This window comes from Streptomyces specialis (genome assembly GCF_001493375.1).
In the GTDB taxonomy this organism is placed as follows: Bacteria; Actinomycetota; Actinomycetes; order Streptomycetales; family Streptomycetaceae; genus Streptomyces; species Streptomyces specialis.
Window position 1 is genome coordinate 17,180 of record NZ_LN929759.1, and the last position, 26,807, is coordinate 43,986.

At 74.1% G+C, this 26,807-nt stretch carries 26 protein-coding genes; 10 read left to right on the plus strand and 16 right to left on the minus strand.

Annotated features, from left to right (window positions below):
* Window positions 1–276, minus strand: coding sequence for a DUF2530 domain-containing protein (locus tag BN2279_RS02760; protein ID WP_059006101.1), 276 nt, complete (start codon window positions 274–276; stop codon window positions 1–3).
* Window positions 277–365: 89 nt separating this feature from the next.
* Between BN2279_RS02760 and BN2279_RS02765 the strand changes: the two genes are divergently transcribed.
* The 3 genes from BN2279_RS02765 (at window position 366) to thpR (ending at window position 2,845) form a co-directional block, all read left to right on the plus strand.
* Window positions 366–809, plus strand: a complete 444-nt coding sequence (locus tag BN2279_RS02765) for a MarR family winged helix-turn-helix transcriptional regulator (RefSeq protein WP_059006135.1) — start codon at window positions 366–368, stop codon at window positions 807–809.
* A gap of 46 nt (window positions 810–855) precedes the next feature.
* The gene (locus tag BN2279_RS02770) at window positions 856–2,190 is read left to right on the plus strand and encodes an MFS transporter (RefSeq protein WP_059006102.1); all 1,335 of its coding nucleotides are present in this window, start codon (window positions 856–858) and stop codon (window positions 2,188–2,190) included.
* A gap of 94 nt (window positions 2,191–2,284) precedes the next feature.
* Entirely contained in the window at window positions 2,285–2,845 is a 561-nt protein-coding gene (gene thpR, locus BN2279_RS02775) for an RNA 2',3'-cyclic phosphodiesterase (RefSeq protein WP_059006103.1), read from the plus strand.
* Between the two features lie 128 nt (window positions 2,846–2,973).
* Here thpR and BN2279_RS02780 read toward each other — a convergent pair whose 3' ends face one another.
* Window positions 2,974–3,969: an aldo/keto reductase gene (locus tag BN2279_RS02780; RefSeq protein ID WP_059006104.1), complete on the minus strand. Its 996-nt coding sequence runs from the start codon at window positions 3,967–3,969 to the stop codon at window positions 2,974–2,976.
* Between the two features lie 68 nt (window positions 3,970–4,037).
* Between BN2279_RS02780 and BN2279_RS02785 the strand changes: the two genes are divergently transcribed.
* Window positions 4,038–5,126: a hypothetical protein gene (locus tag BN2279_RS02785; protein WP_059006136.1), complete on the plus strand. Its 1,089-nt coding sequence runs from the start codon at window positions 4,038–4,040 to the stop codon at window positions 5,124–5,126.
* 94 nt (window positions 5,127–5,220) lie between these two features.
* On the opposite strand, the gene serC is transcribed toward BN2279_RS02785, so the two are convergent.
* The 7 genes from serC to BN2279_RS02815 all read right to left on the minus strand — a co-directional run bounded on the left by serC (window position 5,221) and on the right by BN2279_RS02815 (window position 10,702).
* On the minus strand, window positions 5,221–6,339 hold the full coding sequence (gene serC, locus BN2279_RS02790; protein WP_059006105.1) for a phosphoserine transaminase: 1,119 nt from the start codon (window positions 6,337–6,339) through the stop codon (window positions 5,221–5,223).
* A 69-nt stretch (window positions 6,340–6,408) separates the two neighbouring features.
* Window positions 6,409–7,656: a cytochrome P450 gene (locus BN2279_RS02795; protein WP_234347331.1), complete on the minus strand. Its 1,248-nt coding sequence runs from the start codon at window positions 7,654–7,656 to the stop codon at window positions 6,409–6,411.
* Window positions 7,653–8,273 (minus strand): GTP-binding protein, encoded by a 621-nt coding sequence (locus tag BN2279_RS02800; protein WP_059006106.1) that lies wholly within the window; start codon window positions 8,271–8,273, stop codon window positions 7,653–7,655. Before BN2279_RS02800 ends, BN2279_RS02795 begins: the two co-directional genes overlap by 4 nt.
* The gene (locus BN2279_RS02805) at window positions 8,254–8,613 is read right to left on the minus strand and encodes a DUF742 domain-containing protein (RefSeq protein WP_059006107.1); all 360 of its coding nucleotides are present in this window, start codon (window positions 8,611–8,613) and stop codon (window positions 8,254–8,256) included. Before BN2279_RS02805 ends, BN2279_RS02800 begins: the two co-directional genes overlap by 20 nt.
* A complete protein-coding gene (locus BN2279_RS02810) occupies window positions 8,610–9,047 on the minus strand; it encodes a roadblock/LC7 domain-containing protein (RefSeq protein WP_059006108.1) in 438 nt (145 codons plus the stop codon). The genes BN2279_RS02805 and BN2279_RS02810 overlap by 4 nt, the downstream gene beginning before the upstream one ends.
* Window positions 9,044–9,391, minus strand: coding sequence for a hypothetical protein (locus BN2279_RS31330; RefSeq protein ID WP_079031774.1), 348 nt, complete (start codon window positions 9,389–9,391; stop codon window positions 9,044–9,046). The genes BN2279_RS02810 and BN2279_RS31330 overlap by 4 nt, the downstream gene beginning before the upstream one ends.
* Window positions 9,392–9,529: 138 nt before the next feature.
* Window positions 9,530–10,702 (minus strand): ATP-binding protein, encoded by a 1,173-nt coding sequence (locus tag BN2279_RS02815; protein WP_079031775.1) that lies wholly within the window; start codon window positions 10,700–10,702, stop codon window positions 9,530–9,532.
* A 187-nt stretch (window positions 10,703–10,889) separates the two neighbouring features.
* Here BN2279_RS02815 and BN2279_RS02820 point away from each other — a divergent pair, with 187 nt between their 5' ends.
* Window positions 10,890–13,790 (plus strand): FAD-binding and (Fe-S)-binding domain-containing protein, encoded by a 2,901-nt coding sequence (locus BN2279_RS02820; RefSeq protein WP_079031776.1) that lies wholly within the window; start codon window positions 10,890–10,892, stop codon window positions 13,788–13,790.
* 790 nt (window positions 13,791–14,580) lie between these two features.
* On the opposite strand, the gene BN2279_RS02825 is transcribed toward BN2279_RS02820, so the two are convergent.
* The 3 genes from BN2279_RS02825 to BN2279_RS02835 all read right to left on the minus strand — a co-directional run bounded on the left by BN2279_RS02825 (window position 14,581) and on the right by BN2279_RS02835 (window position 17,043).
* Complete coding sequence (locus BN2279_RS02825; RefSeq protein ID WP_059006109.1) at window positions 14,581–14,988, minus strand: PPOX class F420-dependent oxidoreductase; 408 nt, start codon at window positions 14,986–14,988, stop codon at window positions 14,581–14,583.
* Between the two features lie 77 nt (window positions 14,989–15,065).
* Window positions 15,066–15,932, minus strand: coding sequence for a PhzF family phenazine biosynthesis protein (locus BN2279_RS02830; RefSeq protein ID WP_059006110.1), 867 nt, complete (start codon window positions 15,930–15,932; stop codon window positions 15,066–15,068).
* A 19-nt stretch (window positions 15,933–15,951) separates the two neighbouring features.
* Window positions 15,952–17,043 carry a citrate synthase 2 gene (locus BN2279_RS02835; RefSeq protein WP_059006111.1) on the minus strand — a complete coding sequence of 364 codons (1,092 nt, stop codon included), beginning with the start codon at window positions 17,041–17,043 and terminating at the stop codon, window positions 15,952–15,954.
* A gap of 199 nt (window positions 17,044–17,242) precedes the next feature.
* Here BN2279_RS02835 and pdxH point away from each other — a divergent pair, with 199 nt between their 5' ends.
* Both pdxH and BN2279_RS02845 read left to right on the plus strand, forming a co-directional pair.
* Window positions 17,243–17,866 (plus strand): pyridoxamine 5'-phosphate oxidase, encoded by a 624-nt coding sequence (gene pdxH / locus BN2279_RS02840; protein WP_059006112.1) that lies wholly within the window; start codon window positions 17,243–17,245, stop codon window positions 17,864–17,866.
* Window positions 17,867–18,269: 403 nt separating this feature from the next.
* A complete protein-coding gene (locus tag BN2279_RS02845) occupies window positions 18,270–19,661 on the plus strand; it encodes a PAS domain-containing protein (protein WP_234347336.1) in 1,392 nt (463 codons plus the stop codon).
* A 41-nt stretch (window positions 19,662–19,702) separates the two neighbouring features.
* Here BN2279_RS02845 and BN2279_RS02850 read toward each other — a convergent pair whose 3' ends face one another.
* Window positions 19,703–20,458: an SIS domain-containing protein gene (locus BN2279_RS02850; RefSeq protein ID WP_059006113.1), complete on the minus strand. Its 756-nt coding sequence runs from the start codon at window positions 20,456–20,458 to the stop codon at window positions 19,703–19,705.
* A 130-nt stretch (window positions 20,459–20,588) separates the two neighbouring features.
* Between BN2279_RS02850 and BN2279_RS02855 the strand changes: the two genes are divergently transcribed.
* Together BN2279_RS02855 and BN2279_RS02860 are read left to right on the plus strand one after the other, a co-directional pair.
* Window positions 20,589–21,281, plus strand: coding sequence for an iron-dependent transcriptional repressor DtxR (locus tag BN2279_RS02855; protein ID WP_059006114.1), 693 nt, complete (start codon window positions 20,589–20,591; stop codon window positions 21,279–21,281).
* 294 nt (window positions 21,282–21,575) lie between these two features.
* Window positions 21,576–22,460, plus strand: a complete 885-nt coding sequence (locus tag BN2279_RS02860) for an alpha/beta fold hydrolase (protein ID WP_059006115.1) — start codon at window positions 21,576–21,578, stop codon at window positions 22,458–22,460.
* 34 nt (window positions 22,461–22,494) lie between these two features.
* Here the strand turns inward: BN2279_RS02860 and BN2279_RS02865 are convergent, their stop codons facing one another.
* The gene (locus BN2279_RS02865) at window positions 22,495–23,340 is read right to left on the minus strand and encodes a helix-turn-helix transcriptional regulator (protein ID WP_059006116.1); all 846 of its coding nucleotides are present in this window, start codon (window positions 23,338–23,340) and stop codon (window positions 22,495–22,497) included.
* 86 nt (window positions 23,341–23,426) lie between these two features.
* On the opposite strand from BN2279_RS02865, the gene BN2279_RS02870 reads away from it, so the two are divergent.
* Window positions 23,427–24,263, plus strand: coding sequence for an SDR family NAD(P)-dependent oxidoreductase (locus BN2279_RS02870; RefSeq protein WP_079031778.1), 837 nt, complete (start codon window positions 23,427–23,429; stop codon window positions 24,261–24,263).
* Between the two features lie 33 nt (window positions 24,264–24,296).
* Here the strand turns inward: BN2279_RS02870 and BN2279_RS02875 are convergent, their stop codons facing one another.
* Together BN2279_RS02875 and BN2279_RS02880 are read right to left on the minus strand one after the other, a co-directional pair.
* Window positions 24,297–25,913, minus strand: a complete 1,617-nt coding sequence (locus BN2279_RS02875; protein ID WP_059006117.1) for a hypothetical protein — start codon at window positions 25,911–25,913, stop codon at window positions 24,297–24,299.
* A 41-nt stretch (window positions 25,914–25,954) separates the two neighbouring features.
* On the minus strand, window positions 25,955–26,782 hold the full coding sequence (locus BN2279_RS02880; protein WP_059006118.1) for an ABC transporter ATP-binding protein: 828 nt from the start codon (window positions 26,780–26,782) through the stop codon (window positions 25,955–25,957).
* Window positions 26,783–26,807: the final 25 nt, after the last annotated feature.

Here is a 26,807-nt window from a genome sequence, read left to right on the forward strand (position 1 = left end):
TCACTCCCGATCGCGGCGGCGGCGGTCGGCCGCGGAGCGGATCGCGGTTTCGCGGCGGCGGGCGTACCACAGGCCGAAGAGGCCGAGGCCCACGCCGACGAGGCAGGTCCAGATCCACCACTCGTGGCCGCGGTCCGCGTACCAGCCGTAGAACGGCACCTGCGCCACGAAGAGGGCGGCCCACACCAGGGTGCCGACGAGAACGGTGGCGACCACGTTGCCCTCCAGGGGCTCGGGCGCCTCTTTCTTGCCGTTGGTCGGATCACCCCAGCGCATGCCTCACCTTAACCCGCGCCCGGGAATGTACAGCGGCGTATCATCGTCATATATTTTGTTAGGAAAGCTAACGAGCTATGGCGGTGCACATGCCCAACGCGAAGCTGGACGGCCCCGGGGACGCCGAGGCGGTGAACACGCTCAGGGTCGGCGTCCAGCGGCTGTCCCGCCGCATGCGCCACCTCGCCGTGGACCGCACCCTCAGCCTCGCCGAGCTGTCCGCGCTCGGCACCCTCGTCCGCTGCGGCGCCATGACCCCGGGCGAGCTGGCCCGCAAGGAGCACGTCCAGCCGCCGTCCATGACCCGCATCATCACCCTGCTCGTCAACCGGGGGCTGGTCCGCATGGAGCCGCGCGCCGAGGACCGCCGGCAGAAGCTCGTGGCCGTCACCGACCAGGCCGAGGCCATGATCGAGAGCAGCCGCGCCGAGCGGAACGCCTGGCTGGCCAGGCTCGCCGTCGAGCTGGACGAGGAGGAGTGGGCCGCCCTCCGCGCGGCGGCCCCGGTCCTGCACAAGCTCGCCCACCTCTGACGCCCGCCCCGACACCGACACCGACACCGACAAGGAGAGTGCCCCCTTGAGTCCGGGACCCGGAGCAGACTCCGCACCCGCATCCCTGACCTCGACCGCGAAGATATCCACCTTCAGCTCCCTGCGGGTCCGCAACTACCGGATCCATTTCCTGGGCTCGGCGATATCGAACGTCGGGACCTGGATGCAGCGCATCGCCCAGGACTGGCTGGTCCACACCCTCACCGGCTCGGCCGCCGCGGTCGGCGTCACGACCGCCCTTCAGTTCCTCCCGATGCTGCTGTTCGGCCTCTACGGCGGCGTGCTCGCCGACCGCTTCGACAAGCGCAAGCTGCTGTTCGGCACGCAGGCCGCCCTCGGGCTGACCGGCCTGACCCTGGCCGCGCTGACGCTCGGCGGCGTGGTGAACGTCTGGCACGTCTACGTCCTGGCCGTCGTCATGGGCCTGGCGACCGTCGTGGACAACCCGGCCCGCCACGCGTTCGTCTCCGAGATGGTCGAGCCCCACCTGCTGCGCAACGCCGTCTCGCTGAACTCCGCGAACTTCCAGTCCGCCCGGCTCGTCGGCCCCGCCGTCGCCGGTGTGGTCATCACCACGGTGGGCGGCGGCTGGGCGTTCCTCTACAACGGCCTGTCGTTCCTCGCGCCCATCGCCGGTCTGCTGCTGATGCGCACCGCCGAGATGTTCCCGGCCCGCCGCGCGCCGCGCGCCAAGGGCCAGTTGCGGGAGGGCCTGGCCTACGTCGGTGCCCGCCCCGCGCTGCTGTGGCCGATCGTGCTGATCGGCTTCGTCGGCACCTTCGGCTACAACTTCCCGATCTGGCTCGTCGCCTTCACCGACCGCGTCTTCGACGCCGGGGCCGGCACCTACGGCCTGCTGAACTCCCTGATCGCCGCCGGCTCGGTGGCCGGCGCGCTGCTGGCGGCCCGGCGCGGCAGCCGCCGGATGCGGTTCACGGTGGCCGCCGCCGCGCTCTTGGGCGTGCTGCTGATGGTCGCCGCCGCGGCTCCGGCGTTCGTGGTGTTCGCCGCGCTGATGCCGCTGGTCGGGCTGGTCGCCATGACGTTCCAGGTGACGGTGAACGCGAGCGTCCAGCTCGCCAGCGACCCCGCGATGCGGGGCCGGGTGATCAGCCTGATGATGATGGTCTTCGTCGGCGGCACCCCGTTCGGCGCCCCGCTGATGGGCTGGCTGACGGACGAGTTCGGCGCCCGGATCGGCCTGCTGGCGGGCGGCGCGGTCTGCGCGGCCTCGGCCGTCGCGGTCGGCCTGGTCCTGGCCAGGATCGGCGGGCTGCGCCTGCGCGTCAGCCTCCGCCCGGGCGACCGGGGCGTCACCCTGGTCCCCCGCGACCCCGGGGAACTGACGCCCACGGCCTGAGCGTCACGCCGGAACCGCCGCTTTGGGACCCGCCCCGCCTCCCCGGCCGGGCGGCCGATGCGCGATGCTGAGAGGGCTGGTGGAGGGAGACCCGATGAGACTGTTCGCCGCGCTGGTGCCGCCCGTTGACGCGCTCGCCGAAGTCGGCGTCGCCGCACGGGCGTTGCGGGACGTGCCCGATGCGGAGGCGCTGCGCTGGAACGATCCGGTGGGCTGGCACGTCACGCTGGCGTTCTACGGGGAGACGGCCGACGCGCTGCTGCCCGTGCTGCGCGACCGGCTCGCCGCCGTGGCGCGTGCCCACACGGCGTTCACGCTGCGGCTGGCGGGCGGCGGCTCGTTCGGCGACCGGGCGCTGTGGGCCGGGGTCGCGGGCGACACCGACGCGCTCGCCGCGCTGGCGGCGGCCACGGACGCGGCGGGCCGCGTCACCGGCGTGCCCGGCGGCCGGCACCACGAGGCGTACCGCCCGCGCCTGACGCTGGCGGGCGGCCCGAAGGGCGCGGACAGCGTCCCGCTGATCCCGTTCGTCACGGCCCTGGCCGCGTTCTCCGGCATGCCCTGGCCCGCCGACCGGATCACGCTGCTCAGCAGCGACGAGTACCACCGGTACACGCCCCAGGGCGAGTGGCCCCTCGCGCCGGGCGTACGGTAGGCGGCGTGAACGCGAAGACACGGACACGGATCGTGACGGCCGCCCTCGTTCTGCTGCTGGCCGTCGTGGTCCTGGCGGCGGCCCTCGGCTGAACGAGGGCCGCGGGCCGCCGCCGGGACCGGCCGGTCTCACCAGGCGAACGCCTCCGGCGACGCGCCGGGCCCGGGGAAGATCTCGTCGAGCGCCGTCAGGACGTCCTGGCTCAGCTCCAGGTCCACCGCCCGCACCGCCGAGTCGAGCTGCTCCGGCACCCGGGGGCCGACGATCGGGCCGGTGACGCCGGGGCGGGTCAGCAGCCACGCCAGGGCCAGCTCGCCCGGCGCCAGCCCGTGCTTCTCCGCGAGGTCCTCGTACGCCTGGACCTTCTCACGCAGGGCGCTGTTGGCCAGCGCGTCGGCCGACCGGCCGCCGCCGGAGCGGGTGCCGCCGCCCTCGCGCTCCTTGCGGATCGCGCCGCCCAGCAGCCCGCCGTGCAGCGGCGACCAGGGGATGACGCCCAGGCCGTAGCCCTCGGCGGCCGGGATGACCTCCATCTCGGCGCGGCGCTCGGCCAGGTTGTACAGGCACTGCTCGCTCACCAGGCCCAGCGCGTTCCGCCGGGCCGCGGCCTCGTTGGCGCGGGCGATGTGCCAGCCGGCGAAGTTGCTCGACCCGGCGTAGACGATCTTGCCCTGGGTGACCAGGACGTCGATGGCCTGCCAGATCTCCTCCCACGGCGTGCGGCGGTCCACGTGGTGGAACTGGTACAGGTCGATGTGGTCGGTCCGCAGCCGCGTGAGGCTGGCCTCCACCGCGCGCCGGATGTTGACGGCGGACAGGCGGTCGAAGTTCGGCCAGAACTCCCCGTCGGGGGTCATGGGCGCGTACACCTTGGTGGCCAGCACGACCTTCTCGCGCCGCCCGCCGCCCTTGGCGAACCAGGAGCCGATGATCTCCTCGGTGCGGCCCTTGTTCGCGCCCCAGCCGTAGGCGTTCGCCGTGTCGAAGAAGTTGACGCCCGCCGCCAGCGCGGCGTCCATCAGGGCGTGGCTGTCCGCCTCGTCGGTGAACGGTCCGAAGTTCATGGTCCCCAGGACCAGACGGCTGACCTTGAGACCCGTGCGTCCGAGTTGTGTGTACTTCATGGGGCCAGCCAACGCCGTGGAGCGTGCTCCATGCAAGGACTCAAGGCCCAAGTGGCAGGCTTGTGGCCATGCCCACTTGGACGCCCACCTGGATCAGGCCGCGCCGCGCCGCGGTGGCCGCCGCGCTGCTGCTGCCGCTGGCGGCCGGTTCGCCCGCCGCCGCGGCCGACGAGCCCGCCGTCTTCACGCTCGACGACCCCCGCATCGTCGAGTCGAGCGGGCTCCAGGCCAGCGACCGCCACCCCGGCGTCTACTGGACGCACAACGACAGCGCGGACGCCGCCGCGATCTACGCCGTGGACAGCGCCACGGGCCAGACGGTGGCCACCATCACCCTCGACGGCATCACGGCCCGTGACATCGAGGGCATCTCGCTGGGCCCGGACGGCGATCTGTGGATCGGCGACATCGGGGACAACTTCGACGGCGGCTGGTCCGAGGTCTGGCTCTACCGGATACCCGAGCCGGAGCGGCTCGCCGACGCGTCGGTGACGCCCACGGTGTACACCGTCCAGTACGACGACGGCCCCCGGGACGCCGAGGCGCTGATGGTCCACCCGGTCACCGGCCGGGTCTACATCGCCAGCAAGAAGCAGGACGGCACCGGCGCGCTCTACGCGGGCCCCGAGGAGATGTCCGACAGCGGGACGAACGTCTTCGCGCGCGTCGCGGACACGGATGTCTGGGTGACGGACGGCGCGTTCTCGCCGGACGGCACGCGGCTGCTGCTGCGGGGCTACTTCTCGGCCCGGATGTACGCCTGGCGCGACGGCGCGCCGGTCGAGCTGGACCGCAGCGTGATCCCGCCGAGCCAGATGCAGGGCGAGTCGGTGACGTTCACTCGCGACGGCCGCTATCTGATGTTCGGCTCGGAGGGGCCGGGCAGCGAGGTGGAGCCGGTGGACCTGCACGGCGAACTCCTCCCGGAAAACGCGGCAGAGGACGCGGAGGACGAGCCGGAGGAGGGGGCGGACGAACCGTCGCCGTCCACCGCGCCGGAGGGGGAGCCGGACGGCGAACCCGGCACGGACGACGGTTCCGGCGACTCAGGTGGCTCCGGGGACGACGGCATCTCGCTCTCCCTCCCCGTGGCCGGCGTCCTCGTGGTGGCGGCCGTGGCCGTGTTCGGCTTCCGCCGCCTGCGCGCGGGCTCGTGAGACCCGGACCGTGAGACCCGGACCGTGAGCCCAGGCGGACACGCGACGGCCCCGGCCGGTCCCCGCAAGGACCGGCCGGGGCCGGGCGCCGCGCCTACAGGCGCTCGATCACGTAGTCCACGCACCGCGTCAGGGCCTCGACGTCCGCCGGGTCGATGGCCGGGAACATCGCGATCCTGAGCTGGTTGCGCCCCAGCTTCCGGTACGGGTCGGTGTCCACGATCCCGTTCGCGCGCAGCACCTTCGCGACGGCCGCCGCGTCGACGCCCTCCGCGAAGTCGATCGTGCCGATCACCTGCGACCGCTCGGCCGGGTTCGTCACGAACGGCGTCGCGTACTCCGACTTCTCCGCCCACGTGTACAGCCGCGACGACGAGTCCGCCGTGCGCCGCACCGCCCAGTCGAGGCCGCCCTGCCCGTTGATCCAGGAGAGCTGGTCCTCCAGCAGGAACAGCGTGGCCAGCGCCGGGGTGTTGTACGTCTGGTTCTTCCGCGAGTTGTCGATCGCGGTCGGCAGCGAGAAGAACTCGGGGATGTGGCGGCCGGAGGCGGCGACGCGCTCGACACGTTCGATGGCCGTCGGGGAGAACACCCCGACCCACAGGCCGCCGTCCGCCGCGAACGACTTCTGCGGCGCGAAGTAGTAGACGTCGGTCTCGGTGATGTCCACGGGCAGGCCGCCCGCGCCCGACGTGGCGTCCACCAGCACCAGCGAGCCCTTGTCCGCGCCGGGCACCCGCTCGATGGGGGCGGCCACGCCGGTGGAGGTCTCGTTGTGCGTCAGGCAGTACGCGTCCGCGCCGCGCTCGGCGCGCGGCGCCGGGTGGGTGCCGGGGTCGGCGGTGATCACGGTCGGCTCGTCCAGCCACGGCGCCTTGCTGGCCGCCTTGGCGAACTTGGAGGAGAACTCGCCGAACGTCAGGTGCTGCGACTTCGCCTCGATCAGCCCGTGCGTCGCCACGTCCCAGAACGCGGTCGAGCCGCCGTTGCCGAGCACCACCTCGTAGTCGTCCGGCAGCGAGAACAGCGCGCGCACGCCGTCACGGATGCGGCCGACGAGGTCCTTCACGGGCGCCTGGCGGTGGGACGTGCCGAGCAGCGAGGAACCGGTCGCGGCCAGGGCGCTGAGCGCCTCGGTGCGGACCTTGGAGGGGCCCGATCCGAACCGGCCGTCGGCGGGCTTGATGTCAGCGGGAATCTGGATATCGGCCACGAGGCGGAGCGTAGCCCCTCCCATGCCTTCGCCGCACACCGACTGGGCAGTAACTCCGGTCACGTCCGTTCACGGCCCGAGAGGGGTTGTCGGGGTGAACCGGACCGGCAGCGCGGCCAGGCCCCGCAGGAACGGCGACCGCCGCCGGACGAGGGCGGCGGGCGGCACCGCCAGGTCGATGTCCGGCAGCCGGTCGAGCAGCACCTCGACGCCGGTGCGGGCGATGATCTCGGCGATCTCCTGGGCCGGGAAGGGGCAGCGGAACTCGCCGTGGCTGAAGGAGAAGTGCGCTTTGTGGCCGCCGGAGTGCGGGGTGCCGCCGTACCGCACCTGCGGGTCGCCGTGGGCGCCCTGGAGGCCGAGCAGCAGCATGTCCCCGGCCAGCAGCCGCTGCCCGCCCAGGTACGTGTCACGGGCCGCCCAGCGCCCGGCGAGGATCTGGGTGGGGGTGTCCTCCCACAGCACCAGGTTCATCGCGTCGCCGACGCTGCCCCGCCCGCCCGCGAGGGACGCGGCGAACCGGTCGTCGGTGAGCACCGCGGCGAGCGTGTTCCCGATCCAGTCGGCCGTGGGCTGGTGCCCGGCGGCGAGGACGGCGGCGAGGTCGAGGACGTACTCCTCCTCGGTGAAGCCGCCGGGGTGGGTCAGCATCCGGGACGTCACGTCGGCGCCCGGCATGGCGCGCTTGGCGGTGACCAGGCGCTGCATGGCGGAGCTGAGGTACTGGTGGCCCGCGACGGCGTCGTCGCCGCCGGCGGCCAGCGCGTTGAGGGCCCCGGCCAGTGGCGGGCACTCGGCGTCGGGGACGCCGAGCGCGCGGCCCAGGACGTGGATGGGCAGCAGCTTGGCGTACCCGTCGATCAGCTCGGCCTCGCCCTGTCCGCAGAACGTGTCCACCAGGGCGTCCGCGACCGTTTCGGCGTGCCGGCGCAACTGGTAGGTGTCCTCGGCCTCCAGCGCGGGGACCACCATGTCCACGTGCCGCTTGTGCTCCGCGCCGGTCGTGTAGTGGATCGACGGCTGGCGGCGGTTGACCATGGCCATCAGCGGCCAGTCGCGCGGGACGCGCGGCCACTGGTTCCACAGCGCCGGGTCGCGCGGGAAGAACGTGGCGTCGCCGATGATGTGGTGCAGCTCGCGGTAGCCGATCACCAGCCAGGCCGGGATCTCGCCGGGCAGCGCGACGGGCACGACCGGGCCGTGCCGCTGCCGCAGCTCCCGGTACAGCGCGGCCGGTTCGGTGTGGAACCGGGGGTTGTCGATCGGCACGGCGCCGGGCGCGAGTCCCGGGATCGGCGGCCGGGGACTGGTGCTCACGGGGTCGCCTCCGGGTTCTGCTGGGCGGCGGCGATCCCGTAGAGGTACTTGACGAGGGTCAGCAGGACCGCCTTGCACGACGAACGGGAGCGCGCGTCGCAGTCGACGAGCGGCACGTGGCCGGGCAGGTCGAGTGCCTCGCGGACCTGCTCCAGGGTGTGGGCCGGGCCCTCGAAGCGGTTGCGGGCGACGATGAACGGGGTGCCGTGCTGCTCCAGCCGGTCGATGGCGTACCAGGAGTCCGCCAGCCGCCGGGTGTCCACGAGCACGACGGCGCCCAGGGTGCCGATGAACAGCCGCTCCCACAGGAACCAGAAACGTTCCTGGCCGGGGGCGCCGAAGAGGTAGAGGACGGTCCGCTCGTTGAGGGTGATCCGGCCGAAGTCGAACGCGACGGTGGTCGAGGTCTTGTCGCGCACGGCGGATATGTCGTCCACGCCCTCGCCGGCGCGGGTCATGATCTCCTCGGTGTTGAGCGGGCGGATGTCGCTGACCGCGCGCACGAGGGTGGTCTTGCCGACGCCGAAGCCGCCGGTGATGACGATCTTGAGGCCGTTCTCCGCGCTTCTGCCCAGCGGGGTGCGTTCGGTCCGGCGGTCAGAGCTTGCGGAGTCCAACGAGAACCTGCTCAAGGAGTCGGGGGTCGGGGGGCGACACGTCGGGCGTGGCGAGGGTGGAGGGGTGCCGGGCGCTGACCCGGCCGGTGGCGAGGAGGTCGCCCAGGAGGATCTTGACGATCGTCACGGGCAGCCGCAGCTCGGCCGCGATCTCCACGACGGCGGTCGGGTTGCGGCACATGCGGAGGATTCTGGCGTGCTCGGACTGCATGCCCGCCGTCGGCTCCGCCTCGCTCACCACCAGCGTGACCAGGTCGAAGGAGTGCGAACCCACCCGGCTGCGGCCCCCGGTGAGGGTGTACAGCCGGTCGGGGTCGTCGTCCCGGCCGGGGCGGATCATGCCGTTCCGCCGCCTCTGGCGAACGTCCTGGGCGGTGCGATGAGGTGGTCGCCGAGCTGTTCCACCAGCTCGCTCATGTTGTGCCCGACCAGTCCGGCGTCGGCGGTCTCCTCCGCGACGATCGCCAGGTGGGCGCCCTGCCCGGCCTCCACGATGAACAGCAGGCCGCCGTAGAACTCGGTCATCGACTGCCGGACGCCGCCGGTCCCGTCGCCGAACTCGATCGAGGCGCCGTGCGACAGGCTCTGGATGCCGGCCGCGATCGCCGCGAGCTGGTCGGCCTGGTCGGGCGTCAGGCCGGGGGTGCGGCACAGCTTCAGCCCGTCCCGCGAGAGCAGCAGCGCGTGGCGCGCGCCGGGGGTGCGGGTCAGGAGGCTTTCGAGCAGCCAGTCGAGTCTGTCTCCTGTGGTGCCGGTGGCCGGCGGTGCTGTCATGGGGTGTCGTCCTCCGGATGCGGTGAGGGAGTCGAGGAGGACGAGGGGGCCGGGGACGCGGGACCGGAGTCGTAGGCGCCGGGGTCGTCGCCCTGTCCCTGCTCGCGGCCCTGCACGGCGCGGCGGAACGCGCCGAAGCGGGCGGCGGTCTCGGCCGGGGTGTGGGCGGCGGGCCCCCGCGGGCGCTCACGGACGGGCAGGGCCTGGCCGTGGGCCGCGGCGAGCGCCTGTCCTCGGCGCCGCCTGGGCAGCTCGGCGGCCCGGCCGAACTCGGTGGTGTCGTCGTCGGCGGCGGGGGAGTGGTCGTCGGTGGCGCGCGGCAGCGCGGCTGTCTCTTTATACACATCTCCGAGCCCACGAGACAGGCAGAAAACTCGTATGCCGTCTTCTGCTTGAAACAAAAACGGGCGGGTCCGGAAATCGAGGTCTGCGGGCAACCGCGTTTACGATAGCGCTCTACACCTCCAACCGTCAAGGCGGCGTCAGATGTGTGTGAGGGCCAGCCCGGGGGCGGGTCCCGCGACCTGCGCGGCGGGCGGCGGGGCCTGGGCCGGGAGGGGCTTCGGACGGCTGATCAGCTCCTGCGGGATCATCATCAGCGCGCCGGTGCCGCCGCGGGCGGAGGGCCGGAAGGACACCTTCAGCCCGTGCTTGCGGGCGAGGCAGCCGACGACGGCCAGCCCGAGCCGGGTCCCGGAGAGGGTGGTCAGGTCCAACGCCTCGGCGGAGACGGCCCGTTCGGCGCGGCGCAGCGCCACGTCGCTCATGACCAGGCCGCTGTCCTCGACGGTCAGGATGACCCCGACCGGCACTTCCTCGGCGTAGACGTGGATCTCGGCGGTGGGCGGCGAGAAGTTCGCGGCGTTGTCGAGGAGTTCGGCCAGGGCGTGCATGACGCCCTCGGCGGCGTGGCCCGCGATGGCGACGTCGAGCGTGGAGTGCAGCCTGACCCTCTGGTAGCCGCCGATGCGGCCCATGGCGCCGCGCAGGATGCTCTCCATCACGATCGGCTTGGCCCAGCGCCGTCCCGAGCGGGCGCCCGTCAGCACGGCGATGCTGTCGGCCAGCCGGCCCGCCTGGGCCGTGCGGTGGTCGAGGTGCAGCAGGTCGCCCAGGACGTTCTCGTCGCCGTGCCGGTGCTCCATCTCCCGCAGGTCGGCGAGCATGCCGGTCGTCAGGGCCTGCATCCGCCCGGCCGCGTTGGCGCAGGCGGCCATGGCGGCGGCCTTGCTCGTCTCGCCGTGGCCGATCTCGGTGGCCAGCGTCCGCAGGACCTGGGCGGTGGCCTCGTCCTCCGGCGCCGGCACGGCCGCCAGCACGGCGTCGGCCGAGGCGCCGGAGCGCAGCCGCCGCACCACGTCGGGAACGGTCTCGTCGGTGAACCGCCGCACCGAGGCGTCCCGCGCCTCCACGCTCCGCCGCAGCCACCGGTACCGGGTGAAGCCCCACGTCGCGGTCGTCACGGCCGCGCACACCACGACGGCCGCCGCGCCCGCGCCCCACGCGACGGGGATCCGGAACGACTCGGGCGCCGCGTACACCCCGGCGAGCCAGCCCGCGCCGGTCGTGGCCAGGGAGATGAGGAGAGCCAGCAGGGCCTGCCGCACGGGCGGGCGTTCCGTCCTTCGGCGCGCCGGCGGGGTGTGCGCTGTCATCGTCGAGGACCTCGCGGACGGGAGGAGAGTGCTGTCAATCCCGCAACACTATAGGTGAGTTCCCGAACGCGCAGGCAAAGCCTGTTATAGGGATGAGTGTTCCTTCTGTGCATCTTCGTGCATGAGTGATCAGTGTGACGGGTGGTCCGTGAGGTGTTCTCACCGCGCGGAATGGCAGGCTGAGAGGATGGTCGTGGACGGGGTCGAGACGGGCGGAAACACCGCGGAACAGGCCGCTGAGCAGGCTCGGGACCGAGCACGGGAGCAGGCTCGGGAGCAGGCCGCCGAGCTGGCGGCCGACCTGGCCGCCGAGGTGCGCGGCGAGGTCGCGTTCGACGCCGGGAGCCGGGCGCTGGTCACCATGGACGCGTCCAACTACCGGCGGGTCCCGCTCGGCGTCGTCTCCCCGCGCGACGCGGACGACGTGGCGGCGGCGCTCGCCGTCTGCCGCGCGCACGGCGTGCCCGTCGTCCCGCGCGGTGGCGGCACCAGCATCGCCGGGCAGGCCACCGGCACCGGCGTCGTCCTGGACTTCACCCGCCACATGAACCGCGTGCTGGCCCTCGACCCCGACGCCCGCACCGCCGTCGTCCAGCCCGGCGTGGTCTGCGACGCGCTGCGGGCCGCCGCCGCGCCGCACGGCCTGACGTTCGGCCCCGACCCCTCCACCCACGGCCGCTGCACGCTCGGCGGGATGATCGGCAACAACTCCTGCGGCTCCCACTCCGTGGCCTGGGGCACCACCGCCGACAACGTGCGGGACCTCGACGTCCTCACCTACCGCGGCGAACGGGCCCGCCTGGGCCGCGGCACCGACGGCTGCGGCGGGGTGCCGGCGCCGCTGCGCGCGGCCGTCGAGAACCTTGTCGCGGACCGGCTGGCCCTGCTGCGCACCGGCTTCCCCGACCTGCCGCGCCGCATCTCCGGTTACGCGCTGGACGAGTTGCTGCCGGAGCGGGGCCGCGACTGGGCCCGCGCGTTCACCGGCAGCGAGGGAACGCTCGGCGTGCTGACGAGCGCCACGGTCCGGCTCGTCCGGGCCCCGGCTGCGCGGGTGCTGGCCGTGCTCGGCTACCCGGACGAGAGCGCGGCGGCCGAGGCGGCGCCCGCGCTGCTGGCGCACGGGCCGCTGACCGTCGAGGGCATGGCCGCCGATCTCGTCGGCGGGGCCGCCGCCGGGGCGCGGCCGCCGGGCGGCGCCTGGCTGTTCGTCGAGGTCGGCGGCGACAGCGGCGGCGAGGCGGCGGCGCGGGCCGCCGCGCTGTGCCGCGCGGCGGCGGGCGACACCACCGGGCACGCGGTGGTCGCGGACCCGGTGGCCCAGCGGGCGCTGTGGCGGGTGCGGGAGGACGCCGCCGGGGTCGCGACGCGGCTGCCGGACGGTGGCGAGGCGTGGCCCGGCTGGGAGGACTGCGCGGTGCCGCCCGCGCGACTCGGCGCGTATCTGCGGGAGTTCCGCGGCCTGATGCGTGACCACGGGCTGCGCGGCGCCCCGTACGGGCATTTCGGGGAGGGCTGCGTCCACGTCCGGATCGACTTCGACCTCCTGTCGCCGCGAGGGATCGCGCGTTTCCGGGAGTTCGGCCAGGAGCTGGCCGGGCTCGTGGTCGCACACGGCGGCTCGCTGTCCGGCGAGCACGGCGACGGCATGGCCCGCGCCGAGTTGCTGCCCCGCATGTACGGGGACGAACTCGTCGCCGCCTTCACCCGGTTCAAGGACGCGTGGGACCCGGACGGCGGCCTCAACCCCGGCGTGCTGGCCCGCCCCGCCAAGCTGGACGAGAACCTGCGCTTCACCGGCCTGCCCGCCGAGCCCGTGCCCGTCGCGTTCTCCTACCCGCACGACGGCGGCGACTTCAGGGCCGCCGTCCGCCGCTGCGTCGGCGTCGCCAAGTGCCGGGAGACCACGACCGGTACGCATGTGATGTGCCCGTCGTTCCGGGCCACCGGCGAGGAACGCCACTCCACCCGGGGCCGCGCCCGGCTGCTGCACGAGATGCTGACCGGCGAGATCGTCACCGACGGGTGGCGGTCGGAGGAGGTGCGCGACGCGCTGGACCTGTGCCTGTCGTGCAAGGGATGCCGGTCGGACTGCCCGGCGGGGGTGGACATGGCCACCTACAAGGCGGAGTTCCTCCACCACCACTACGCCGGGCGCCGCCGCCCCGCCGCGCACTACGCGATGGGCCGCCTGCCGCGCTGGCTGGAACTGACCGCCGCGCTGCGCCTGGCGCCCGTCGTCAACGCGGCGACGCGCGTCCCGCCGCTCGCCGCCCTCGCCAAGCGCCTCGGCGGCATCGCGCCGGAACGGACGATCCCGCCGCTCGCGCGCCGACCGTTCACGCGCTGGTGGCGGGGGCGCGAGGAGCCGGGCGGCGACGGCCGCCCCGTGGTGCTCTTCCCCGACACGTTCACCAACTTCCTCTCCCCGGAGGCCGGCCGCGCCGCGGCGACCGTGCTGACCGCCGCCGGGCTACGGCCCGAGGTACCGGCGGAAACCGTCTGCTGCGGCCTGACCTACGTCTCCACCGGCCAACTCGACCTGGCCCGCGCGGTGATGACCCGCACCCTGGACCGGCTGCCGCCGGACCTGCCCGTCACCGTCCTCGAACCACCGTGCGCGGCGGCCCTGCGCACCGACCTCCCCGAGCTGCTCCCCGCCGACCCGCGCGCCCGCGAACTGGCCGCCCGCGTCCGGACGTTCGCGGAAACCCTCCAGGAGTACGCCCCCGACTGGACACCCCCGCGCCTGAACCGCCCGGTCGCCGGCCAGACGCACTGCCACCAGCACGCGGTCCTCGGCGACGAGGCCGACCGGCGCCTGCGCGAACGGGCCGGCCTGACCGGCGAGCTGTCCACCGGCTGCTGCGGCCTCGCGGGCAACTTCGGCTTCGAGAAGGGCCACTACGACGTCTCCGTCGCCTGCGCCGAGGACCAGCTCCTCCCGTCCCTGCGCACCGCGACCCCGGACACGATCGTCCTGGCGGACGGCTACTCCTGCCGCACCCAACTGTCCCACCTCCCCGACCACCACCCCCACCACCTGGCCGAAGCCCTGGCAGCGGCCCTGGAACCGGACCCCCGCTGACCAGCCGACCCGTCCAGCCCATCACAGCGGCGAACCGCCCTGCGTGGCCGCCGTCAGGCCCGCCGCGCGGTGACCGGCCCGGAGGTTGGCCGCGCGGCGCCCTGGCCGAGCCATGCGCCCGGCTGCGGCGGCGAACCACGGCGCTCTCGCGCCTTGGCCGAAGCCCTGGCGTTCCCACTGCGCGGCCGGAGTGCCGGGGATCGGCCGGTCGTCCAGCCTGTCTCACTGGCGAACCGCCCTGCATGGCCGCCGTCAGGCCCGCCGCGCGGTGACCGTCTCGGAGGTTGGCCGCGCGGCGCCCTGGCCGGGCCATGCGCCCGGCCGCGGCGGCGAACGACGGCGCTCTCGCGCCCTGACCGAAGCCTTGGCGTTCCCGCTGGTGGCGTACCGCCCTGCGTGGCCGCCCTGAAGCCCGCCGCACGATGCCCTGGCCGGGCCGTGCCCCCCGCCACAGCGGTGAACGACGGCGTTCCCGCGACCTGGCCGAAGCCCTCCGGGAGTTGGCCGCGCGGTGACCGGCCCGCCCGGTCGGCCTGCGGTGGCAGCGGACTTCGGCGTTCCCGCCGCGCGGCCTGAGTCCCGGGAACGGGCCGGCCGTTCAGCCCGTCGCGGCGACTGCCCCGGAGTTGGCCGCAGTGAACCGGCCCGCCCATCCGGGGCTCCCGCGACCCGGCCGAAGCCCTCCGGCAGTTGGCCGCGCGACGCCCCGGCCGGGCCACGCGCCCGGCCGCGGTGGCGAACGACGGCGTTCCCGCCGCGCGGCCGGAGTACCGGGGAACGGGCCGGTCGTTCAGCCCGTCGTGGTGCTGATGAAGGTGATGACCTTCTCCGGCCTGACGGTCACGATCAGGCGGGTCTCGTCGTCCAGCGGGAAGGGCGGGTCCTGGCCGAGGTACTTGTGCGAGAGGCGGAGCGGCAGCGCCTTGTCCAGGTCCTCGGTCAGCTCCGCCCGGCCCCGGATCTCCACCGAGTGGTACGGGTTGTCCTGGTCGAAGACGGTCACGCTGACGCGCGCGTCCTCGCGGAGGTTCCGCGCCTTGCGGCGGGCGGCGGTCGTGGAGAAGCGGAGGGTGTCGCCGTCCCGCTCGACCCACACCACGGACGTCTGCGGCGCGCCGTCCGGCTGGAGCGTCGCGACCGTCGCGAAGTTCTTCCCGTCCAGCAGCTCACGCGTCTTCTCGTCGAACGTCACGCTCATGACTCGTCTCCCTCGGGCTCGGGCCGTGTGCTGATCCACCCGGCCAACGCGCCCGCCGCCGAGGTTCTTCCCGCCGGTCAGGCGTCGGGCACGGTGATCGTGCCGGAGGCGACGATCACCGTGTGCCCGCCGACCGAGACCGACGACAGCACGCCGCCCGCCGTGACCGAGGTGGCCTCGATGCGGCTCGCGCGGCCCATCTTCACGCCCTGCTCGACCAGCAGCGTGTGCTCCCCGTCCGCCGTCCCCGGCAGGCTCGCGACCAGCCCGGCGCAGGCCGAACCCGTCGCCGGGTCCTCCTCGATGCCCGCACCGGGCACGAACGCCCGCGCGTACACCCGGCCGCCCGGCCGGAAGTCGCCGGCGAACACGTACAGGTCCGCCGCCCAGCCGCCCGCGAGACCGGCCGACCAGGCCGCGCGGTCCAGCGCCGCCCGGTCCACCGCCGCGGCGTCCCGCAGCCGCGCGTAGCAGAAGCGCCGCCCGACCCCGCCGTACCAGCAGTCGACGACGTCGTCCCCGGTCAGCGACAGCGCGCCCGCCACGGCGGCCGTCGCGGGGGAGTGGCCGGGCCGCTCGTACGGCGCGGTCAGCGTCAGCCGGGCGTGCGTGCCCGCCACGTCCACCGTGACGACGCCGACGCCCTCCTCCAGCAGCAGCCGCGGCCCCAGGCCCGGCTCGGTCGCGGCGAGCACGGCGGCCGTGCCGACCGTCGGGTGCCCGGCGAACGGCAGCTCCGTCGTCGGCGTGAAGATCCGCACGTGCCGCGTGTGGCCGCGGGTCCGGGGCGGGAGGACAAAGGCGGTCTCGGAGAAGTTGAACTCCCGGGCCAGGGCCTGCATCCGGTCCGCCGACAGGCCCCGGGCGTCGGGCAGCACGGCGAGCTGGTTGCCGCCGAAGGGCCGGTCGGTGAAGACGTCGGCGAGGTAGAAGGTATGGTCCACGCCACCTCACCCTACGCGTTCACTCCGCGTAGCCCTCCACGTCGCGCGGGTCGCGCGGGGCGGGCCCCACGTACCGGGCCGAGGGGCGGATCAGCCGCCCGGTGCGCTTCTGCTCCAGGATGTGCGCCGACCACCCGGCCGTCCGGGCACAGGTGAACATCGCGGTGAACATGTGCGCCGGGACCTCCGCGAAGTCCAGCATGATCGCGGCCCAGAACTCCACGTTCGTCGCCAGCACCCGGTCAGGACGGCGCGCGCCCAGCTCCGCCAGCGCGGCCCGTTCCAGCGCCTCCGCCACCTCGAAGCGCGGCGCGCCCAGCTCCTTCGCGGTGCGCCGCAGCACCCGGGCCCGGGGGTCCTCGGCGCGGTAGACGCGGTGCCCGAAGCCCATCAGCCGCTCGCCCGCGTCCAGCTTCCGCCGCACATAGCCCTCGGCGTCGCCGGTCCGCTCGATCTCCTCGATCATGTGCAGCACGCGCGAGGGCGCGCCGCCGTGCAGCGGCCCGGACATGGCGCCGACCGCGCCCGACAGCGCCGCCGCCACATCGGCCCCGGTGGAGGCGATGACGCGGGCGGTGAACGTCGAGGCGTTCATGCCGTGCTCGGCGGCCGACGTCCAGTACGCGTCGAGCGCCGCGACGTGCTTGGGGTCGGGCTCGCCGCGCCAGCGGCGCAGGAACCGCTCCGTGACGGATGTCGCTTTGTCGATCTCCCGCTGCGGCACCATCGGCAGGCCGGGTCCGCGCGCCGACTGGGCGACGAAGCTGAGCGCGAGCACGGCGGCGCGCGCCAGGTCCTCACGGGCCTGGGCGGCGTCGATGTCGAGGAGCGGTTTCAGCCCCCACACCGGCGCCAGCATGGCCAGCGCCGCCTGCACGTCCACCCGCACGTCGCCCGACCGGATCGGGATCGGGAACGGCTCGGCGGGCGGCAGCCCCGGCGTGAAGGCCCCGTCCACCAGCAGGCCCCAGACCTTGCCGAACGAGACGTGGCCCACCAGATCCTCGATGTCCACGCCCCGGTATCTGAGGGCGCCGCCTTCACGGTCGGGTTCGGCGATCTCCGTCTCGAAGGCGACGACTCCTTCGAGCCCGGGGGAGAACTCGGACATCTGGCTGCTCCTTATGCCTTATGCACGGTAAGCGCGGTAAGTCTGGCCGTTACCTTAACTACGAGTGTCCGCCGCCCACAGAGCGCGGGTCGGAAGTCCGGTGCGTCCGCCACTGTCAGCCGCATGTTGCAAGATATGGGCCGTGTCCCACGCCGAGAACTCCGATAACCTCCCCAGCTCCCCACTCGATCCCGCCGCGATGCGCGCCAGGTACCGCGAGGCCGGGCTCGACGAGAAGTTCCTCGCCGCCGACCCCTTCGAGCAGTTCGAGCAGTGGTCCGCACACGCCGCGGAAAGCGGCCTCCACGAGCCGAACGCGATGGTGCTCTCCACCGCCGACCCCACCGCCCGGCCCAGCTCCCGCACGGTTCTGCTCAAGCAGTTCGACCGGCGGGGCTTTGTCTTCTTCACCAATTACGGCTCCCGCAAGGGCCGCGAGATCGACGCGAACCCCTACGTGTCGCTGCTCTTCCCGTGGCACGGCATCGCCCGCCAGGTCATCGTCTCGGGCAGCGCCCGCCGCACCGGGCGGGCCGAGACCGCCGCCTACTTCAGGACCAGGCCGCACGGCTCGCAGCTCGGCGCGTGGGCGAGCGAGCAGTCCTCCAAGGTGGCCTCCCGCGCCCAGCTCGACCAGCTCTACGCGGAGCTGGCGGAGCGGTATCCGGAAGGGGAGGACGTGCCGGCGCCGCCGCAGTGGGGCGGGTACCGGGTGGAGCCGGAGACCGTCGAGTTCTGGCAGGGCCGGGAGAACCGGCTGCACGACCGGCTGCGGTATGTCCGCCAGGGCAAGGGCTGGATCGTGGAGCGCCTCTGCCCGTAGGTCCAGGGCCGCGGGCGACCGGGCCAGGGGGCCCGGAAAAGGGCGATCCGCGGGCCTGTGGTCCCCGGAAGGCGCTGACCGCGCCCGCCGGGGAGCCGGCCGGACTTACCGGCGGCCCGCGGATCGGGTGACTGCTGGAGATTGGCCGGCGGCGCCGGCACAACGTCTTGTGAGACGACGACCGCTAGGCCGCAGTCACCTCACGCGTCCGGTTGTCATACATTCGCCGAACCACCTCCTCTCTCGTGTACCCCGCACGGTAGGCGCCTCCCCGCACGCACCACAACCACATTTCGGTGCGGCAACGAGATTCACCGAAACCCTATGTGACCGACGTCACCATGGAGTTGAATGGGAGCGGCGCAAGCGACCGGCGCTCTCTCTCCTGTGCAGGGGGTATCAGGTGACCTCACATCCCGACATCCAGTCCGAGGACCGTGTCTCGGACAGCCGTTTACTGTCGGCTCTGCTCGACGGCATGGACTCCGCCCTGTTCGCCGTCGACGCCGGAGGCCGTGTCCCCCACTGGAACCGCCAGGCCGAGCGGCTGCTCGGCTGGTCCGCCGAGGAGGCCGTCGGCCGCCCCGGGCTGGGTGGCTGGGCCGTGCGGGACGCCGACGCGGCGGATGTGCGGAATCGTCTCCTCGCCACGCTGACCCCGGACAAAAGCGCCGGCCCGGCCCAGGCCCAGGCCCTGGATCACGAGTTCGCGCTGCTGCGGCGCGACGGCGGCCGGGTGCTCGTACGGGCGCGGCTCTCGGCGATCCGCGACGGCGACGGCCGGGCGACGGGCGTCTCCTGCGCGTTCGGCGACGTGCACGCCCGCCTGGACCTGGAGCGGAATCTCGCGCTGAGCCGCGCCCTGCTGACGGACTCGTCCTGGGCGATGGTGATCGTGGACGCCGACATGCGCACGGTCGCGGTCAACGACCGGGCCGCGCGGGCGCTGGCCGTCACCCCGGTGGACATGCTCGGGGAGCCGCTGGCGGAGTTCTTCGGTGCCGGTCTTGAGGAGCTGGAGGGGGCTCTGGAGCAGACGCAGGTCGCGCAGGGTCCGAGCAGCCCGGTCGAGATGTGGATCACGCTGCTGGACGACGGCTCGCGGGAGGACCCGCTCGGTGACCAGCGCGGCGGCCTGCCGGGCGGGCCGCGCCGCTGCCTGCTCAGCGGCTTCCTGCGGCTGGGCCCGCAGCCCGCCGCCGACTCCGGGTCGGCGCCCGCGCCGCTCGGCGTGGCCTGGATCTTCCAGGACGTCACCGAGTGCCGCCACGTCGCCCGCGACAAGGCGCGGCGTTCGTTCCGCGACGGCCAGCTCGCCCGCGCGACGCGGGCCGCCGCCGAGTGCGAGGACCCGCGGGAGGCCGCGCAGCTCCACCTGCACTACGCGCTGGCCGGTTTCGCGGAGTACGCGCTGCTGGACCTCGTGGGGAACGTGGGGCTGGTGCGCATGGCCGAGAGCCCCGGCGCGTTCTGCGGCACGCCGGCCACCCACGGGGTCACCGTCCGCTACCGCCCCGGCCACCCCGCGCTCCAGGCGCTGGAGCGCTGCGTCCCGATCCGCGCGACCGGCGGCCTGACCCGCCCCGGCTGGGGGGTGGAGCACCGCTGGCCGGAGGACGCGGGCCACGCCCTGTGCGTGGTGCTGCGCAGCCGGGGGCGGAGCCTGGGCGTCCTGACGTTCCTCCGCGGCACGGGCCGCCGCCCGTTCGACCGCGCGGACGTGTCCTACGGCGAGGACGTGGCGCTCCGCGTGGCCGCCGCGATCGACCTGTCCGCCCTGGTCCCCGGCCCCTGACCGCCCGCCCCCGGCGGCCGGCCGGCCGGGGGTGGCCCGGCCTACCTGTGCCAGAGGATGCGGTCGGCGTGGGTGGCGACGACCCGCTCGTTCCACTCCGCGCCGCCGTCCACGTTGGCCGAGCGCAGCAGGGGCGGCTCGGTGCCCCGGGCCGCCAGCAGGCAGGCCGTCTCCGCGATCACGGCCTGGAGCAGCGCGCAGGCGACGATGGTGGACGCCGGGGCGAACGGGGCGCCGATGCCCTCCGCGGTGAGCGTCGCGTCCCCGACCGGGACGCCGCTGTCGAGGACCACGTCGCAGTGGTCCTTCAGGAACGTGCCGGAGGGGTGGCGCGAGACGGTCCGGCCCGCGTAGGCCACGGACGTCACGCCGATGACCGCAAGCCCGCGCGACCTGGCGTGCGAGGCCATCTCGACGGGCAGCGCGTTCCGCCCGGAGACCGAGACGGCGATGAGCAGGTCCCCGGCGGTGGCCGGGCTGCTGGCGAGGGCGGCCGGGGCGAGGCCCGGGACATGTTCGAGCGCGCTGCCGAGGGTGGCGGGGGAGACGTCCACACCGGTCGTGCCGGGCACGGTCAGCAGGTTCACCAGGGCCAGGCCGCCCGCCCGGTAGACGAGGTCCTGCGCGGGGAGCGCGGAGTGGCCCGCGCCGTGGGCGAAGAGCTTGCCGCCCGCCGCCACGGTGTCCGCGATCAGGGCGGCGGCCTCCGCGATACGCGGCGCCTGACGGTCCCGGGCCGTCCGCAGCAGGCCGATGGCCGCGTCGAAGAAGCGGTCGGCGGGCGTGGTCTCGGTCATGGCCACACCGTAGTGGTCTGGACCACTGCGGTGTCAATACCGGCCACCGTTACACGGAGCGGAATCAGTTGTCACCGCCGTGCGTCAGAATTGGTGGCAGGGCCACCGCACGAGATATCGAGGGGCACTTATGTCCGGACTCATCGACACCACCGAGATGTACCTCCGCACCATCCTGGAGCTGGAGGAGGAGGGGGTGGTTCCGATGCGTGCCCGGATCGCCGAGCGTCTGGAGCAGAGCGGACCGACCGTCAGCCAGACCGTCGCGAGAATGGAACGGGACGGGCTGCTGAGCATCGCGGGGGACCGGCACCTGGAGCTGACCGATGAAGGCCGCAGGCTGGCACAGCGGGTGATGCGCAAGCACCGCCTCGCGGAGTGTCTGCTCGTGGACGTGATCGGCCTGGAGTGGGAGCACGTGCACGCGGAGGCGTGCCGGTGGGAGCACGTGATGAGCGACGCGGTCGAGCGCCGCGTGCTGGAGCTGCTGAACCACCCGACCGAGTCGCCCTACGGGAACCCGATCCCGGGTCTGGCCGAGCTGGGCGAGACCGCCGAGGCCGATCCGTACATCGGGGAGGGCATGGTCGCGCTCACCGACCTGGACACCAACGGCGGCAAGACGGTCGTCGTCCGCCGCATCGGGGAGCCCATCCAGACGGACTCGCAGGTGATGCACACGCTGCGCCGGGCGGGTGTGCAGCCGGGGGCGTCGGTCAGCGTCACCACCGGCGCGGGCGGCGGCGTGCAGGTCGGAAGCGGTGGTGAGGCGGCCGAGCTGGCGCACCACATCGCGATGCACGTGTTCGTCGCGAAGGGCTGACGGACCGGCCGGCCGGGGGCCGGAGGGCCGGGCAGCGATCCGGGAGGGCCGGCCGCCGTGGCGGCCGACCCACACCCACCCCGCAGACCGACGCGGAGCCCCGAGCTCCCCAGGTCGGTCTCCCTCCCTTGTCACAGATTTTCCCTGTGCGACAGCAGGCGACTCCTGGTAAGGGATCACTCAAACGGGCGTTCTTGGGCAGCAATCGCACGGTGTTCGAATATGCATTCGATATCGTGGTCTCTGGTAGGGGCGGGGGCCGTGACCGGAGCCGGAGAAAGGGGGACGAAGCGCATGATGCGTCGCGTCCGCGTTGTCGGGCAGGGGGGAGTGCGGTTGGCCGCCTGGGAGTTCGGCGAGCCACCGCGTGCGGCGGCGGCGGCGGGGGGGCCGGCCGGGGGCGAGCCCGCGCCGCCGGGCGTTCTGCTGTTGCACGGGCTGCTGGGCCGCGCCTCGCACTGGGCGGACACCGCCCGCTGGCTGGCGCGCGGCCGTCGCGCGGTCGCGCTGGATCAGCGCGGCCATGGGCGGAGCGACAAGCCGGCGGCGGGCCCGTTCGACCGGGACGCGTTCGTGGCGGACGCGGAGGCCGCCGTGGAGCAGCTCGGCCTGGGTCCGGCCGTGCTGATCGGGCACGCGATGGGTGCCCTGACGGCCTGGCAGCTCGCCGCCCGGCGCCCCGATCTGGTGGCGGCGGTGGTGATATGCGACATGCGGGCGGCGGCGCTGGGCGTCCGCTCGCGGCAGGGGTGGAGCGCGTGGCTGGCGTCCTGGCCGGTGCCGTTCGCCACGCTGGCGGACGTCCGGCGCTGGTTCGGCGAGGAGGACCCGACGCTGGACCGCCCGCGCCCGGCCCGGGGTGACTTCTTCGCCGAGGTCATGGCCGAGCGTGCCGACGGCTGGCGGCCCGGCTTCTCGCGCCCGCAGATGCTGGCGGCGCGGGAGAGCTGGGTCCGCGACGCGCACTGGGACGAGCTGGCGCTCGTCCGCTGCCCGGCCCTGGTCGTGCGCGGTCTCGACGGCGAGCTGGGCCGCGCCGAGGCGCAGGAGATGGTCCGGGTGCTGCCGAGGGGCCGCTATGCCGACATCCCCGACGCGGGCCACCTGGTCCACCTGGAGCGGCCCGCGGAGTGGCGGGAGACCGTCCAGCGGTTCCTCACCGAGGAGGGCCTCTGGTAGCCACCCTTACGGTCGGCCGACCGGCCGGCCGGCCTCAGCCGGGCAGGTCCAGGCGCTGGGTGCCGATCACCGTCAGCAGCCGCAGGGCCTCGTCCGACGGCGAGCCGGGGTCGGCCGTGTAGATCACGACCCGCTGGTCCCGGTCGGTGATGTCGAGGACGTCGCAGTTGACCGTGACGGCGCCCACCAGCGGATGGTGGACGGTCTTGCGCAGGGTGTTCTCGGCGTGCACGTCGTGGGCGGCCCAGAGCCGGGCGAAGTGTTCGCTGCCGGAGAGGAGTTCGCTGACCAGGCCGGCCACTTCGGGATCGTCGGGGTAGCGGGCGGCGGCGGCCCGCAGGTGCCGGGCCGCGGCGTGGGCGAACGTGTCGGTGTCCGCCCGGTCCAGCGGCCACCGTTCCGGCTCCCGCAGGAAGGCGCGGCGCACCAGGTTGCGGTCGCGGCGGGGCAGCGCGGAGAAGTCCTCCAGGAGGGCGGCGGCCAGGTCGTTCCAGGCGATCACCTCGTAGGTCGCGGAGAGCACGATCGCGGCGGCCCGCGGCAGCCGCCGCAGCAGGTCGAGGATGCTGCGCGGCACGTCGCGCGAGGGTCCGGGCGGCGGTCCTGGCGGGGAGCCGGCGAGGTGGTGGAGGTGGTCGCGCTCGGCGTCGGACAGGCGCAGGGCCCGGGCCAGGCCGCCGAGCACCTCGGGCGACGGGCGCGGGGCGCGGGCCTGTTCCAGCCGTGTGTAGTACTCGGTCGAGATGAAGGCGAGGTGCGCCACCTCCTCGCGGCGCAGCCCCGGGGTGCGGCGGCGCTGCCCGGCGGGCAGCCCGACGTCGGCGGGGGTGATCCGTTCCCGCCTGCCGCGCAGGAAGCCGGCCAGCTCGTGTCTGTCCACGCCCGCCAGTATCGGCGGGCGCCGCCGCCCCAGCCAGGTACCGCCGGTGCCTGGATGCGTTTCCCGGCTGCCCCCAGGCTCGCCGTATGGACACCCCACGGAACACCTCGCAGCACACCCCGCCGACCACGCCGCCGGCCACCGGGCCTTCCGCGCCGCCCGGCGCCGGCCTGCTGGCCGGCAAGGCCGTCCTCGTCACCGGCGCTGGACGCGGCATCGGCGCCGCCGCCGCGCGGCTCTTCGCCCGGGAGGGCGCCCGGGTCGTGCTGGCGGCCCGCACCGAAGCCGAGTTGCGGGCGGTGACGGACGAGATCCGGGGGGTCGGCGGCACCGCGGACCACGTGCGGTGCGACCTGGCCGACCCGGCAAGCGTCCGCGCCGCCGTGGACCGGGCCGTGGAGCTGTACGGCCGGCTCGACGCCGCCTTCAACAACGCCGCGACCGTCCAGCGCCCCGGCCCGCTGGACGGGGCGACGGAGGACGAGGTGGACCACGTCTACGCCGTCAACTTCAAGGGCCCCTGGCTGGCCATGAGCGCCGAGGTCGCGGCCATCCGCGCCACCGCGGGGAAGGGCGCCATCGTCAACAACTCCAGCGTCGGCAGCCTGGCGGCCAACCCCGGCCTGCCCCTCTACGGCGCCATGAAGCGCGCGGTCAACAGTCTCACCGAGTCGGCCGCAGTGACGTACGGCCCGGAAGGCATCCGCGTCAACGCCATCGCGCCCGGCACAACGCTCACCGACATGGTCCGCGCCTGGGAGCAGGCCGTCCCGGGCGTCATCGAGGGGCTCAACGCCCGGACGCCGCTGCGCCGGGCCGCCGACCCGGACGAGATCGCGCAGGCCGCCGCCTGGCTGCTCAGCGACCGTTCCTCCTACGTGACGGGCACGGTCCTCCCGGTGGACGGCGGCCTGCGGGCCTGAACCCCGGTCCGCCACCGCCGGGCGGGCCGGGCCCTACGCGCGGCTGACCGCCGTCAGGATCTCCGGGAGGCGGCGGACCGTGACCGGGGCGGCCAGCCGCAGCCCCGCCCACGCCATGAGCACGCCGTACCCGGCACCGAGCGGCAGCGTGGTCCACAGCCAGCCCGTCGCGTCCGACATGTGCAGCGTGACGACGAGCGCGATCACCGGAGCGCACAGCACCGGCCCGGCCAGCATTCCGCCCAGGATGCTGAACCAGGCGAGCGCGCCCTGCCCCGGCGCCACGTTCTTCATCGGGCTGTCCTGCGGGATCGAGTACGGGAACCGCGCGCTCGTCACCGCGCCCAGGCCGATCAGCGCGCCGAGCAGCGCCAGCGCGAGTCCCATCGCGTCCGGCGCCGACGCCCAGTCGTCCGCCAGCCCGGCCGACAGCGCGACCACCGCCGAGGTGAACGGCACCGCCACCAGCGCCACCGCCAACGCCCGCCCGTACAGCTCCAGATAGGCGTCCCGCGAGGTGGCGATCGTCTGGGAGACCAGCCAGAAGCCGCTGTAGTCCTGGCCGAACTGGTTGTACATCAGCAGCCCGAGCAGTGCCGACGCCCAGAACGCGTTGTAGGGGCTGGTCCCGCCCTGCGCCGCCGTCACCACCGGCATCAGCAGGCCCACGCCGAGCGCCGACGCCCAGCCCATCTTCGTCTTCGGGTCCCGCCAGCCGTAGCGCAGCGTCCGTTGCGCCGCCGCCCCGGCCCGCCCGGCGGGCAGCCACCGGCTCGGTCCGCTCCCGGACCGCGCGGCACGGGACTTCGCCGTCTCCGGCGCGCCCAGGGTGGACGAGTCGGGTGCGGTCAGCAGCTTCGTCAGCGTCCGCCGCCACCAGCCGAGCAGCAGCAGCCACACCAGCAGGCTGCCGCCCAGCGCGGCGGCGGCCCGCCCGTACGAGCCGTCGCCCACCGCCCGCACGCCCTCCACGGCGGCGGCCGGCGGCACCCACCGCAGCACATCCGCGAGCGCCTCCAGCGGCCCGGCGCCGTTCTCCCCGGACAGCTTCGAGACGCCCAGGTTCAGCGCCTGCACCCCGACCGCGATCAACACCCCGCTCAGCACGGCCAGATCACGCCCGCGCCGGCTGCTGAGCAGCCCCGCGTTCGCCGTCGCCAGCGCCCGCGCCAGCGTCGTGCACGTCAGCAGCGCCAGCGGAACGGCGACCACCGCCGCCACCACCCCCGCCGCGCCGTCGGCGACCGTCACCGCCGCACCCGTCACCAGCAGCAGCGTGAACAGCGGCCCGAGCCCCACCACCGAGGCCACGAGCTGCCCGGTGAGCATGGCGTTCGGCCGCAACGGCAGCATCGCCAGCCGCGCCGGATCCAGCGTCTCGTCGGCCCCGCCCACGAACAGCGGCATGAACGCCCAGCCCAGCGCCAGCAGCGCCACCAGCACCACCGCCGCCTCGGGCCCGTGCTCGTGCCCGCGCAACGCGACCATGCCCAGCAACCCGAGCCCGCCGAACAGCAGCGTCACGACCACGGCCCCGACGAACGCGGCGGACCGCCCCGCCGTCTGCCGCACCCCGTTGCGCACCAGCGCCAGCTTCAACCGCAGAAACGCCCCCGCGACCACCCCGACCGAGGCCCCGGTAACACTCACGGCGTCTCTCTCGTGCGGCCCGCATGCCGCGCGGCCGTCGCTCACCGGTTGCCGCCCAGCCAGCTCAAGTCCGGTCCCGCGTCCCCGCGCGCCCCCACCAGTTCCAGGAACGCGCTCTGCAACGACTCCGCGTCGCCCCGCACTTCGGCGAGCGGCCCGTGCGCCTTGATGCGTCCGGCCGCTAGCACCGCGACCCAGTCGCACAGCGACTCCACCAGCTCCATCACATGGCTGGAGAAGACCACCGTCGCGCCCGACGCCGTGTACCGTTCCAGCACGCCCCGGATCGTCTGCGCCGAAACCGGGTCCACGCCCTCGAACGGCTCGTCCAGGAACAGCACTTCGGGATTGTGCAGCAGCGCCGCCGCCAGCCCGATCTTCTTCCGCATGCCCGTCGAGTAGTCCACGACCAGCTTGTGCTGCGCCGCCGACAGGTCGAGAACGTCCAGCAACTGCCCGGTGCGCCGCTCCACTTCGTCCACGGGCAGCCCGCGCAGCCGCCCGAGGTACGTCAAGAGCTCCCGCCCCGAGAGCCGTTCGAACAGCCGCAGCCCCTCCGGCAGTACCCCGATGCGGGCCTTCACCGCCACCGGGTCCCGCCATACGTCGTGCCCGGCGATCTCCACCTGCCCGTCGTCCGGCCGCAGCAGCCCCGTGATCATGGACAACGTCGTGGTCTTGCCCGCGCCGTTCGGCCCGACCAGCCCGATGAACCGCCCGGCCGGGAGATCCAGGTCGATCCCCGACACGGCCACCTGCTCACCGAACCGCTTCCACAGCCCCCGGACCCGGACGGCGACCGCCGGCCCCGCCGCGCCCGCCGCCGTCCCGTCATGCCCCTGCGCGTTCTGGTTCCCCGCCGCTTCCATACCCCTCACCCTAAGAGGGCCGGTA